Annotated in this window: 12 protein-coding genes; 8 read left to right on the top strand and 4 right to left on the bottom strand. The window is 68.2% G+C overall.

The window, feature by feature from the left end:
• The first annotated feature begins 195 nt into the window (after nt 1–195).
• From pdxH to SFC76_RS13270, 3 genes are read left to right on the top strand one after another with little or no spacing between them, the layout of a single operon-like run.
• On the top strand, nt 196–774 hold the full coding sequence (gene pdxH / locus SFC76_RS13280; RefSeq protein ID WP_322849906.1) for a pyridoxamine 5'-phosphate oxidase: 579 nt from the start codon (nt 196–198) through the stop codon (nt 772–774).
• A complete protein-coding gene (locus SFC76_RS13275; RefSeq protein ID WP_038665451.1) occupies nt 771–1,718 on the top strand; it encodes a cation diffusion facilitator family transporter in 948 nt (315 codons plus the stop codon). The genes pdxH and SFC76_RS13275 overlap by 4 nt, the downstream gene beginning before the upstream one ends.
• Nucleotides 1,715–2,509 carry a PhzF family phenazine biosynthesis protein gene (locus tag SFC76_RS13270; RefSeq protein WP_322849905.1) on the top strand — a complete coding sequence of 265 codons (795 nt, stop codon included), beginning with the start codon at nt 1,715–1,717 and terminating at the stop codon, nt 2,507–2,509. Before SFC76_RS13275 ends, SFC76_RS13270 begins: the two co-directional genes overlap by 4 nt.
• A gap of 42 nt (nt 2,510–2,551) precedes the next feature.
• Here the strand turns inward: SFC76_RS13270 and SFC76_RS13265 are convergent, their stop codons facing one another.
• From SFC76_RS13265 to mnmA, 3 genes are all read right to left on the bottom strand, one after another.
• Nucleotides 2,552–3,550, bottom strand: a complete 999-nt coding sequence (locus SFC76_RS13265) for an IS30 family transposase (RefSeq protein WP_322849904.1) — start codon at nt 3,548–3,550, stop codon at nt 2,552–2,554.
• Nucleotides 3,551–3,885: 335 nt separating this feature from the next.
• The gene (locus tag SFC76_RS13260; protein ID WP_322849903.1) at nt 3,886–4,140 is read right to left on the bottom strand and encodes a UvrB/UvrC motif-containing protein; all 255 of its coding nucleotides are present in this window, start codon (nt 4,138–4,140) and stop codon (nt 3,886–3,888) included.
• Complete coding sequence (gene mnmA, locus SFC76_RS13255; protein ID WP_322849902.1) at nt 4,137–5,255, bottom strand: tRNA 2-thiouridine(34) synthase MnmA; 1,119 nt, start codon at nt 5,253–5,255, stop codon at nt 4,137–4,139. Before mnmA ends, SFC76_RS13260 begins: the two co-directional genes overlap by 4 nt.
• A gap of 155 nt (nt 5,256–5,410) precedes the next feature.
• Here mnmA and SFC76_RS13250 point away from each other — a divergent pair, with 155 nt between their 5' ends.
• From SFC76_RS13250 to SFC76_RS13240, 3 genes are all read left to right on the top strand, one after another.
• A complete protein-coding gene (locus tag SFC76_RS13250; RefSeq protein WP_038665457.1) occupies nt 5,411–5,656 on the top strand; it encodes a hypothetical protein in 246 nt (81 codons plus the stop codon).
• 102 nt (nt 5,657–5,758) lie between these two features.
• Nucleotides 5,759–6,058, top strand: a complete 300-nt coding sequence (locus tag SFC76_RS13245; protein WP_037531838.1) for a DUF1153 domain-containing protein — start codon at nt 5,759–5,761, stop codon at nt 6,056–6,058.
• A 107-nt stretch (nt 6,059–6,165) separates the two neighbouring features.
• Nucleotides 6,166–6,423 (top strand): GlsB/YeaQ/YmgE family stress response membrane protein, encoded by a 258-nt coding sequence (locus tag SFC76_RS13240; RefSeq protein ID WP_038665458.1) that lies wholly within the window; start codon nt 6,166–6,168, stop codon nt 6,421–6,423.
• A gap of 62 nt (nt 6,424–6,485) precedes the next feature.
• On the opposite strand, the gene SFC76_RS13235 is transcribed toward SFC76_RS13240, so the two are convergent.
• Complete coding sequence (locus SFC76_RS13235; RefSeq protein WP_322849901.1) at nt 6,486–7,193, bottom strand: SIMPL domain-containing protein; 708 nt, start codon at nt 7,191–7,193, stop codon at nt 6,486–6,488.
• Between the two features lie 229 nt (nt 7,194–7,422).
• Here SFC76_RS13235 and SFC76_RS13230 point away from each other — a divergent pair, with 229 nt between their 5' ends.
• A complete protein-coding gene (locus SFC76_RS13230; RefSeq protein WP_322849900.1) occupies nt 7,423–8,610 on the top strand; it encodes an efflux RND transporter periplasmic adaptor subunit in 1,188 nt (395 codons plus the stop codon).
• A 1-nt stretch (nt 8,611) separates the two neighbouring features.
• The gene (locus SFC76_RS13225; protein WP_322849899.1) at nt 8,612–11,842 is read left to right on the top strand and encodes an efflux RND transporter permease subunit; all 3,231 of its coding nucleotides are present in this window, start codon (nt 8,612–8,614) and stop codon (nt 11,840–11,842) included.
• The last annotated feature ends 66 nt before the right edge of the window (nt 11,843–11,908 follow it).

Below are 11,908 nucleotides of genomic sequence, written 5' to 3'. Positions count from 1 at the left end.
TCGTTCCGCCGAGGTCAATCCTCCCCGGCACGGGGAGGGGGACCACCGTGAAGCGGTGGTGGAGGGGGGGGCGCCGCAAACGCCTCGCGTGGGGAGGCCCCCCTCCGTCACGGCTGCGCCGTGCCACCTCCCCGTGCCGGGGAGGAATTGGGTGTGCGCATTTCCCGTCGCGCCAACATGCGCTAAGGGCCGCGCATGGCTGACGACCCCTTTGCGCTGTTCGAGTCCTGGTATGCCGAGGCACGCGAGAGCGAGATCAACGATTCCAATGCGATGGCGCTGGCCACCGTCGATGCGGCGGGGCAGCCGTCGGTGCGCATGGTGCTGCTCAAGGGGCACGGCCCCGACGGATTCGTCTTCTACACCAACCGCGAAGGGCGCAAGGCCGCCGATCTCGCCGCGGTCCCCAAGGCGGCATTGCTGTTCCACTGGAAGTCGCTGCGCCGCCAGATCCGCATCGAGGGGCCGGTGAGTCTCGCCAGCGATGCCGAATCCGACGCCTATTTCGCCAGCCGCGGCCGCGATTCGCAGCTCGGCGCCTGGGCGTCCGACCAGTCGCGCCCGCTCGACTCGCGCGAGACGTTCGAGGCGCGGGTCGACGCCGCGAAGGCGCAATTCGAAGACCGCGACGTGCCGCGCCCGCCGCATTGGGGCGGCTATCGCGTCACGCCGCAGGCGATCGAATTCTGGCAGGATCGCGCCCACCGCCTGCACGAACGCCGGTTGTTCACCCGCGCCGGCGATGGCTGGAACGAAGGATTGTTGTTCCCATGACGCGTGACGAACAGCGCCGGCTCCTGCCGCTGGCGACGCGCGCTGCGCTCGCCAGCGTGGCGATGGCGTGCTTCCTGCTCGCGCTCAAGGGCTTCGCCGCCTGGCATACCGGCTCGGTGGCGATGCTCGGCAGCCTTGCCGACACCGCGCTCGACCTGCTCGCCAGCCTCGTCACATTGTATGGCGTCCGCCTCGCCGCGACGCCGGCGGATCACGACCATCGCTTCGGCCACGGCAAGGCGGAGGCGCTCGCCGCGCTGTTCCAGGTCGCGCTGATCACCGCCTCGGCGGCGGGCATCGCCTGGCGCGCGATCACCGCTCTGTCGGAGAATGGCCCGACCGCGGATGCGGAGTTCGGCATCGGCGTGTCGATCGTCGCGATCGGCGCGACGATCGTCCTGCTCTGGTACCAGCGTCAGATCATCCGCCAGACCGGCTCGGTCGCGATCATGGCGGACAACGTCCATTATCAGTCCGACGTGCTGCTCAACGGCTCGGTGATCATCGCGTTGGTGCTCGATCAATATTTCGGCTGGCACAAGGCCGATCCGATCCTCGGCATCGTCATCGCTTTGTGGCTGGCGTGGGGCGCGTTCCAGGCGTCGTCGAACGCGATCGACCAGTTGATGGACAAGGAATGGCCCGACGACGAGCGCGCCGCCTTCCTCGACGTCGCCGCGCGCCAGCCCGGCCTCAAGGGCATCCACGACTTCCGTACCCGCCGCTCGGGCAGCCACGATTTCGCGCAATTCCACATGGAGGTCGACCGCGACCTCACCGTCGGTGCGGCGCACGACATCGTCGAATCGGTCGAGCGCAATCTGCGCCGCACCTTCCCCAAGGTCGAGGTGCTGATCCACCTCGATCCCGAGGGCCATGTCGACACCGACAATCCGCTGGTCGAGGCCGACGTCACGCCGCATTGGTTCGGCAAACGCCTGTGAGGATCCCCTTCGCGCAGATCGACGCCTTCGCCGACGTGCCGTTCGGCGGCAATCCGGCGGCGGTGATGCCGCTGTCCGCCTGGCTCGCCGACGACGTGCTGCAGGCGATCGCGGCGGAGAACAACCTGTCGGAAACCGCCTTCCTCATCCCCGACGCGAGCGGCGAGGCCGATTTCGAGCTGCGCTGGTTCACCCCGGCGGCGGAGGTCGCGCTGTGCGGCCATGCAACGCTGGCGAGCGGGCATTTCGTGCTGTCGTCGGATAGCGCGCAGGACCGCGTCCGCTTCGCGACACGGCAGGCCGGAGTGCTGGAAGTTGCCCGTGCTGGCGATCGTTATCGCTTGGCGCTGCCCGCCTGGGGGCCGAGCCCCAAGCCGCTCGATCGGATCGTCGCGGCACTTGGCGTGACCCCGGTCGAAACGCTTTGGCACGACAAGGGATATGCCGTGGTCGTCGTCGAAGACGAGGCCGCGGTCCGCGCCGTGCGCGCAGACGATCGTGCGCTGGTCGCAGAAGGGCCGATTGTCGCCATCGTCACCGCTCGCGGCGACGCGACCGACATCGTCAGCCGCGTCTTCACGCCTTATTATGATATTTCCGAAGACCCGGTGACCGGCGCCGCCCATGCGGTGATCGTGCCTTATTGGGCCGGGACGTTGGCCAAGGATCGCTTCACCGCCTTTCAGGCAAGCCGTCGGGGTGGCCTGATCACCTGCCGGCTGGAGGGCGACCGCGTCGTGCTCGGCGGCGCCTGCGTCACGGTGATCGAGGGCACGTTCCTGCTGCCGTAAGTCCCCCCGAAGTGTCATCTCCGCGCAGGCGGGGATGTGGAGTCACGTTTGAAGTGCACCGGTTGAGGCTAGGAGGAATGCCTCGGCGGGGGTCTGGAAGTCGAGGCATTTTCTGGGGGTGTCGTTGAGGCGCTGAGCATAGGCTTGCAGTTGTTTGTGCGAGAGGGTGTGGAGATCGGTCTTGCGGGGCAGCATGCGGCGCAGGCGGCCGATGGTGTTTTCGATGCCGCCTTTCTGCCAGGGGCTGCGGACGTCGCAGAAGAAGGTCTGGAGTCCGAGGCGGTGCAGCCGATGATGTTCGGCGAACTCGGTTCCGTTGTCGAAGCTGATGGTGCGGCGCAGGGCGTGCGGAACGGTGCGCAGCTGGTGGGCGATGCGCAATGCGGTGGTCGCCGCCCTGCGCGTAGGCGGCTGGTCGAGCAGGGTGAAGCGGGTCGTGCGCTCGTGGAGGACGAGCACGTTGTCGCCATAGCGGGCGAAGAGCATATAGTCGGCTTCCCAGTGGCCGGGCTGTTCGCGGTCGTCGGCTTCGGGGGTGCGCTCGGCGATGGAGCGGCGCTGGCGGATGAAACTGGCGGGGCTGCCGCCACGCTTGGCATAACGGCCGCGCCGGGATTTGGCGCGGGGGAGCAGGCGATGCCAATATTCCTTCTGGGCGGACCGGTGATAGACGAAACGGTAGATTGACTCGTGGCTGATGACGGTGCGACCAGCGTCGCGCGCCAGTCTGCCGGCGATCTGCTCGGGCGAATGTCCCATCGCAAGGCTTTGCCTGACGCGGTCCCGCAGGTCAGGCTGGCGCACCAGCTTGAAGCGGCCGTCCCATCGTCGCCGGCGTAGCGCCAGGCCGTGCGCGCGCGCCGGAGCGTAGCCGCCCGGCCACGCCCTGGTCGCACGGCTGTTGCGCCCTAGCTCGCGACCGACCGTCGTGTGGCTGCGCCCGATCGCGGCGCCGATGCGACGCCCTGACCAGCCCGCCTCCCGCAGCCGTGCAATCTCGATCCGCTCGTCAAGGCCGAGCTGCCTGTATCTCTGTCCCATCGCGCACCCACCTTACCAGTGGTGCACTTCTTTCGTGAGTCCGGCGGATCCAGACGCGTGGCTCTTCGATCGAGCCGCAACGTCAGCGCTTATGGATCCCCGCCTTCGCCGGGGATAACAGAAAATGGGGGTGCCGCTGGTGCCCGCCGCCGCCCCTCCGGCCGCTACCCCCTGTCGTCATCCCGGCGAACGCCGGGACCCATGGACACGATGTCGCGGATGGTGGTGTCCCTCGCCAGCCGCCCGCAACCATGCGTCCCGGCGTCCGCCGGGATGACGATCGGGGAGGGGCGCGCGCATGAGGCGAGGGATCGCTGCCCCAGCCACCCCCCGCGCTACCGCCCCCGCCGCTTGGTCATCGGATCGGGCTTCACCGGCTTCACCCAGCCCTCGGGCGGGACGACCCGCGACTGGCTCGTCCCGAGCCCCATCGCACCCGGCCGTTGCCGCTCCAGTCCGGCCGGATCGACATCCTCGCCACCGCTGCGCAGCAGGCTGATCCGGTCGCGCAGCCGCCCCGCCGTCTCGAAATCGAGCGCCGCCGCGGCCGCTTCCATCTCCAGCCGCAGCGCCTCGATCGAGACGGTCACGCCGCGACCGCCTTGGTCGCCAGCGCGGCTTCGGTCGCCGCGATCCAGCCGCCGCCGAGCACCCGCTCGCCCGCGTAGAGAACGGCCGCCTGACCCGGCGCGACGCCATATTCGGGCGCGGCGAAGCGCAGCCGGTCGCCGTCGAGCCGCGCCGGCACCGGCTTGGCCATCGAGCGGACCTTGGCGGTGATCGGGCCGGCATGATCGCCGCCGATCCAGTTGAGCCCGGTCACCTGCGCCGCCGCCACCGCGAGCGCCGCGCGCGGCCCCACCACGACCTGCCGCGTCGCGGCATCGACGCGCACCACGTACAGCGGCTCGGGCGTGCCGCCGATCTCCAGCCCGCGGCGCTGGCCGACGGTGAAGTGGATGATGCCGCGATGGCTTCCCAGCCGCCGCCCGGCGAGATCGACGATATCGCCCGCGGTATCCGCCTCGGGGCGCAGCTTGCGCACCAGCCCGGCATAATCGCCGTCGGGGACGAAGCAGATGTCCTGGCTGTCGGGCTTGGCGGCGACGCCGAGGCCGAGTTCGGCGGCGATCTCGCGCACCCGCGCCTTGGGCAGCGCACCGAGCGGAAAGCGCAGATAGTCGAGCTGCGCCTGCGTCGTCGCGAACAGGAAATAGCTCTGGTCGCGCGCCGGATCGGCGCCGCGATGCAATTCCGCCCCCGCCGGCCCGAGCACGCGGCGGACGTAATGGCCGGTCGCCAGACAATCCGCGCCGAGGTCGCGCGACAGGCTCAGCAGGTCGGTGAACTTCGGCCCGGTGTTGCACTGGACGCAGGGGATCGGCGTCTGCCCGGCGAGATAGGCGTCGGCGAAGGTGTCGACCACCGTCTCGCGGAACCGCGTCTCGTGATCGAACACGTAATGCGCGATGCCGAGCCGGTCGCACACCGCCCGCGCATCGCGGATGTCGCGCCCGGCGCAGCAGCTGCCCGCGCGTCCGGTCGCCTCGCCATGATCGTACAATTGCAGCGTCACGCCGATCGTTTCGGCGCCGGTCTGCGCCGCCAGCGCCGCGACCACCGAACTGTCGACCCCGCCGGACATCGCCACGACGATCCTCTTGCCGGTAAGCGTTTCGCCGAGCTGGAAATCCACATCATCCATGCCGGCATCATACCCGTTCCCGCGGCGAACCGCAAAACCAGCTACGGTTAACATGGGTTCACATAGGTTCACACGAAAGTGACGGCGGCTTTACCCCGCCTTCATTGCTCGCCGCTACAAGGGAGGTTCGAACAGGCAATACGAGTGGATCAGCGTTGGACCTCAGCTTTCCAGGCTTCGACAGAAATACGGAAGTCACCAAGCTTCCCGGCGATCTGGCGGTGCTCATGGTCGGGATCGCCGCACGGCAGACGGCATCGCCGACCGCCGTCGCACAGGCGCGGTTCGGCCGGATCGGTCATCCCTCGCGCCTGCTGCAGCCGCTCGACGGCGCCTTCAACGGTCCGACCGCGGCGCTGCTCGCCCAATGGAGGGACGGAATTCCGCGTCCAGAAGAATGAATCCGCCGTTAACCTTGGCGTGCAAGGCGATCTTCAAGACCGTTCGCTAGGGTTCAGTATCGCGTTTGAGAGGGGGCCCCCAGCCCCGATCGAGGTTGAGTGATGATCGAGAACCAGAAAATCCGTCCTGCCAAAGTGATAGGCCCGCTCGGCGAGTCGCTCACGCTGGATTCGCTGCCGCCGCCGTCGACGACGCGCTGGGTGGTGCGACGCAAGGCGGAAGTGGTCGCGGCGGTCAACGGCGGTCTGCTGACCGTCGACGAAGTCTGCGCGCGCTACGGTCTGACGGTCGAGGAATTCGCCAGCTGGCAGCGCGCGATTGACCGCTCCGGCATGCCCGGACTGCGCGTCACCCGCATCCAGCACTATAAATCGCTGTACGAACGCCAGCAGAAATATTGAGCGATCCGGCACCCCTGGCACCCGAAAAACGAAACGCGTGCGGAACATTATTACGGGGTTGAGAGTCTTTCCGAGCGGAGCCCACGGCGGGCACAACGGAGGGACCTATGGGTATCATTCTTTGGCTTATCATCGGCGGTGTCATCGGCTGGCTCGCCAGCATCATCATGCGCACTGACGCGCAGCAGGGCATCTTTTTGAACATCGTCGTCGGCATCGTCGGCGCGTTCATCGGTGGCCTGATCCTGTCGGGTGGTTCGATCAACAACCAGCCGCTCAACATCACCTCGTTCCTGGTGTCGCTGCTCGGTGCGGTGATCCTGCTTGCGATTGTGAACCTCGTGCGTCGCGGTAGCGTCCGCTAAAACGTTCGCTTCGTCACGCGAAACGAAAGGGCCGTCCGGGCGACCGGGCGGCCCTTTTCGCGTCATTGCAGCAGGAAGCGCACCGACAGGGTGACGGTGACGTCCTTCTCGCCCGGCGCGATCTCGGTCGATGCGGCATCCGCCTTCATCGCGCGCGTCATGAACATCGGCTGCGGCCCCGGCCCGCCGGCATCCTGCCCCGCCTCGGCGATCGAGATCACCCGCGCCACCTTCATCCCCGCCGCCGCCGCATACAGATCGGCGCGCGCCCGCGCCCGCTTCACCGCATCGGTCCGCGCCTCGTCCAGCGCCGCCTCGGGCTTGTCGATCGACAGATTGGGGCCGTCGATCTGGTTCGCCCCCTGCGCCACCAGGGCATCGAGCACGCTGCCCGCCTTGGTCACGTCGCGGAAGCGGACGCTGACCGTGTTGGTCGCCTGATAGCCGGTGATCGCCGGCGGCTGGCCGTCGGTATAGCGATATTGCGGGCTCAGCCCGACGTTCGACGTGGCGAGGTCGCGCGGCGCGATGCCGGCGCGCTTCAGCGCCGCGAGCACGCGCTGCATCCGCTGCGCATTGTCGGCGAGCGCAGCGGCGGCGGTCGGCGCCTGCGACACCACGCCGGCGCGGATCGTCGCCAGATCGGGCACCCGCGTCGTGCGTCCCTCCGCGCTGACGTCCAGGATCGTCCCCTGCGCCGGCACCAACGGCTCGACGCTGGTCGCGGCGCTCTGCGCCAAGGCGGCCGTCGGGATCATCATTAGCGCCATTGCTGACAGATATTTCACTTAGTCTCTCCCGTGCTGGTGATGGCCAGGCCGAGCATTTGCCCTGATCGAGGTCAACCCTAGCTGAACGGGCGATCTTGTTGCGGACACTGTGCATTTCGGGCATGGCAGCGCCATCGCGTCGGCGGGGGTTGAGCGCGGTGCTATATTCAGATAACACAGTCGCGACGGACGATGGCCCAGCAGTGGCCGGCACGGGGATGGGACAGGCATGAACGACTATCAGGGTTCGATCGGTCACGAGGAGCGGCTGGCTCTGCCGGGTGAGCCCGCACCGTCGGGCCGCGGCCGCAAGATCGTCGTCGTCGCCGTCATCGTGCTGCTGCTCGCGATCGTCACCTGGGCGATGTTCGGCCGCAAGAAGGCCGACCCCGCCGCCGGCCAGAAGACCGAACAGATGCCGACCGTCACCGTGGTCGTTCCCGGCCGCAAGACGGTCGACCGCACGCTCACCGCCACCGGCACGCTGGCGGCGCGGCGCGAGATGCCGGTCGGCGTCGCCGGCGAGGGCGGGATGATCAACCGCGTCCTCGTCGAGCCCGGCCAGTGGGTCAACGCCGGACAGGTGCTCGCCACGGTTGATCGCTCGGTGCAGACGCAGACCGCCGCATCGCTCGCCGCGCAGGTCGCGGTCGCCCGCTCCGACCAGACGATCGCACAGGCCGAGCTGGACCGTGCGCAGCAGCTCGTCGACCGCGGCTTCATCTCCAAGGCCGATCTGCAGCGCAAGGCCGCGACCCGCGACGCCGCCGCCGCGCGCGTCCAGGTCGCCGCCGCCAGCCTGCGCGAGGCCAATGCCCGCAACGGCCGGCTCGATATCCGCGCGCCCGAAGCCGGCCTCGTCCTCACCCGCGGCGTCGAGCCCGGCCAGATCGTCAGCTCGGGCAGCGGCGTGCTGTTCCGCATGGCGCAGGGCGGCCAGATCGAGATGCGCGCGCAGCTCGCCGAGGCCGATCTCGCCAGCCTGCGCCCCGGCGCGCGCGCGCAGGTGACGCCGGTCGGCAGCGACCGGACCTTCGCCGGCGAAGTGTGGCAGGTCTCGCCGATCATCGATTCGACCACGCGCCAGGGCATCGCCCGCATCGCATTGCGCTACGATCCCGCGCTGCGCCCGGGTGGCTTCGCCTCGACGACGATCGTCGGCGGCGCCGCGGTCGCGCCCTTGCTTCCCGATGCCGCCTTGCAGAGCGACGACAAGGGCAGCTTCGTCTATATCGTCGGCAAGGACGACAAGGTCGAACGTCGCAACATCAAGATCGGCCAGGTCTCCGATGCCGGCGTGACGGTGGTTTCGGGCCTCGACGGCACCGAACGCGTCGTCCGCTCGGCGGGCGGGTTCCTGGCACCCGGCCAGAAGGTCAAACCGGTGATCGCCAAGTCGCAGTCAGGGGCAAGCTAAGATGAGCTTCCGCAACATCTCCGCCTGGGCGATCCGTAACCCGGTTCCGCCGATCGTGCTGTTCATCGCATTGACGCTGGCGGGGATCGTCAGCTTCATGCGGATGGACGTCAACAACGATCCCGACATCGACTTTCCCGTCGTCATCGTCGTGATCAGCCAGCCCGGCGCCGCGCCGACCGAGCTGGAGAATCAGGTCACCAACCGCGTCGAATCCGCGGTCCGCTCGCTCCAGGGCATCGACGAGATCACCTCGACCGTCACCGAGGGCCAGTCGACCACCGTCGTCCAGCTCGCGATCGGCACGCCGATCGACCGCGCGGTCAACGACACCCGCGACAAGATCGCGCAGATCCGCAGCAACCTGCCCGAGGGCATCCTCGAACCGCAGATCTTCCGCGCCGACACCACCGACAACGACCTCGCCAGTTATTCGGCGATCGCCAGCGACATGACCGTCGAGCAATTGAGCTGGTACATCGACAATACGGTGACCAAGGAATTGCTGTCGGTGCCCGGCATGGCCGCGGTCAACCGCAACGGCGGCGTCAGCCGCGAGATCCGCGTCATCCTCGATCCGCTGCGCCTGCAAAGCCAGGGCCTCACCGCCAGCCAGGTCAACGCGCAGCTGCGCCAGATCAACCTCAACGCCGCCGGCGGCCGCGCCGAGATCGCCGGGTCGGAGCAATCGGTCCGCGTGCTCGGCAACGCCCGCAACGCCAACGACCTCGCGCAGACGCAGATCAACGTCGGCAACGGCCGCACCATCCGCCTGGGCGACATCGCCACCGTCCGCGATCTCTACGCCGAACAGCGCAGCCGCGCCGCGGTTGACGGCCGCCAGGCGATCAGCTTCGACTTCCAGCGCGCCAAGGGCGCCTCCGACGTCACCGTCTTCAACGAGGCGGTCAAGAAGCTCGCCGACCTCGAGAAGCGCAACCCCAACGTCCATTTCATCCTGCGGTCGAACAGCGTCAAATATACCGAGGCGCAATACGAATCCGCGATCCACGCGATGATCGAGGGCGCGGTGCTCGCGGTGCTCGTCGTGCTGCTGTTCCTGCGCGACTGGCGCGCGACGATGATCTCGGCGCTGGCGATCCCGCTGTCGGCGATCCCGACCTTCTGGTTCATGGAGCTGCTCGGCTTCAACCTCAACCAGATGACGTTGCTCGGCCTCAGCCTCGTCGCCGGCGTGCTCGTCGACGATGCGATCGTCGAGATCGAGAACATCGTCCGCCACATGCGGATGGGCAAATCCGCCTATCAGGCATCGATCGACGCCGCCGACGAGATCGGCCTCGCGGTGCTCGCCACCACCATGTCGATCGTCGCGGTGTTCATGCCGGTCAGCCTGATGCCCGGCATCTCGGGCCAGTATTTCCAGAATTTCGGCCTCACCGTCGTCGTCTCGGTGCTGATGAGCCTCGCCGTCGCGCGCCTCATCACGCCGATGATCGCCGCGTATTTCCTCAAGAGCTTCGGTCACGCCAGCCATGGCGAGGGCAGGCTCATGGACGTCTATATGGCGGTGCTGCGCTGGACGCTCGACAGCAGCCGGCAAAAGGCGAGCGCGGCGCGCGGCGGCTTCCACCGCTTCACCAGCCGCTGGCGCGATCATCGCATGTGGGTGATGGGCTTCGGTTTCCTCACCTTCGTCGCGACGATCCTGATGTTCGGCGCGGTCCCGATGCAATTCTCGCCCGCCGAGAATAGCGACAATTCGACCGCGACGATCGAGATGGTGCCGGGCGCGACGCTCGCCCAGACCGACGAGGTCGTCACCCGCGTCGGCGAACTGCTGCGCCGCCAGCCCGAGGTCGCCTCGGTCTATACCCGCACCGGCTCGAACGGCGCGGTCAACACCGGCCGCGTCACCGCGACGCTCAAGGAAGACCGCACCGTCACCAGCACCGAATTCGAGCGCAACCTCGCGCCCGAACTCGCCAAGATCGCCGATGCCCGCGTCGGCTTCCGCTCGCAATTCGGCTGGGGCTCGTCGGGTCGCGACATGACCGTCGTGCTCGGCGGCGACGACCCCGTCCTGCTGCAGAAGACCGCGAACACGCTCGTCGACCAGATGGCGACGCTGCCGACGCTCACCCAGCCGCGCATCTCGGGCAATCTCCAGCGGCCCGAGATCGTCATCAAGCCGCGCTTCGACCTCGCCGCCAATCTCGGCGTGACGACGCAGGCGCTGTCCAGCGCGATCCGTATCGCGACGCTCGGCGACATCGACCAGAATTCGGCGCGCTTCTCGCTGTCGGACCGGCAGGTGCCGATCCGCGTCGCGCTCGATCAGGGCGCACGCACCGAATTGTCGACGATCCAGAATCTGCCCGTCTCCACCGCGACCGGCGGCTCGGTGCCGCTGTCGCTGATCGCCGACATCAGCCTGGGCTCGGGGCCGACGCAGATCGATCGCGTCAACCAGCAGCGCCGCATCGCCGTCGGCGCCGATCTCGCCCCCAACATCGTCTCGGGCGTCGCGCAGAAGCAGATCGACAATCTGCCGATCATGAAGAACCTGCCGCTGGGCGTGAACAAGCTGACGCTCGGCCAGGCCAAATGGCAGGCGGAGATGCTCAACAACTTCGTCGTCGCGGTGATCGCCGGCACCTTCCTCGTCTTCGCGGTGCTGGTGCTGCTCTACCGCCGCGCGCTGCCGCCGTTCGTCAACATGGCCTCGCTGCTGCTCGCGCCCTTGGGCGGGCTGATCGCGCTGTGGGCGACGGGCAATCCGCTGTCGCTGCCGGTGTTCATCGGTCTGCTCATGCTGCTCGGCATCGTCGCCAAGAATTCGATCCTGCTGATCGACTTCGCGCTGGAGGAGATCAACAAGGGCGTCGACACGCTCACCGCGATCATCGACGCCGGGCACAAGCGCGCGCAGCCGATCGTGATGACGACGGTGGCGATGGTCGCCGGCATGGTGCCGACCGCCGCCTCGATCGGCAGCGACGGGTCGTGGCGGGCGCCGATGGGCATCGTCGTGATCGGCGGCCTGCTCCTCTCGACGCTGCTGACGCTGGTGATCGTACCGGCGGCCTTCAGCCTCGCGGTCGGCATCGAACGCTACATCGGCCCCCGCCTCGGCAGCCGCCTGCTCACCTACCGTCCCGGCGACGACGGCAGCACGGTCGTCGGCATCGCCGGCCCCGATCAGCCGAGCATCGCCCCCGTCCCCGGCCGCATCGGCCGCGACGACCCGGGCGCGCAGCCGGCGGAGTGATGGGGCGGCGGCGCGCACGCGCCATCTGATCGTCATCCCGGGTGTTCGCCGGGATGACGATCGGCG

The organism is Sphingomonas sp. CD22, from assembly GCF_034556155.1.
GTDB lineage: Bacteria > Pseudomonadota > Alphaproteobacteria > Sphingomonadales > Sphingomonadaceae > Sphingomonas.
The sequence above is the reverse complement of the archived record's forward strand: the minus strand, read 5'-3'. Positions and strand labels throughout refer to the sequence as shown.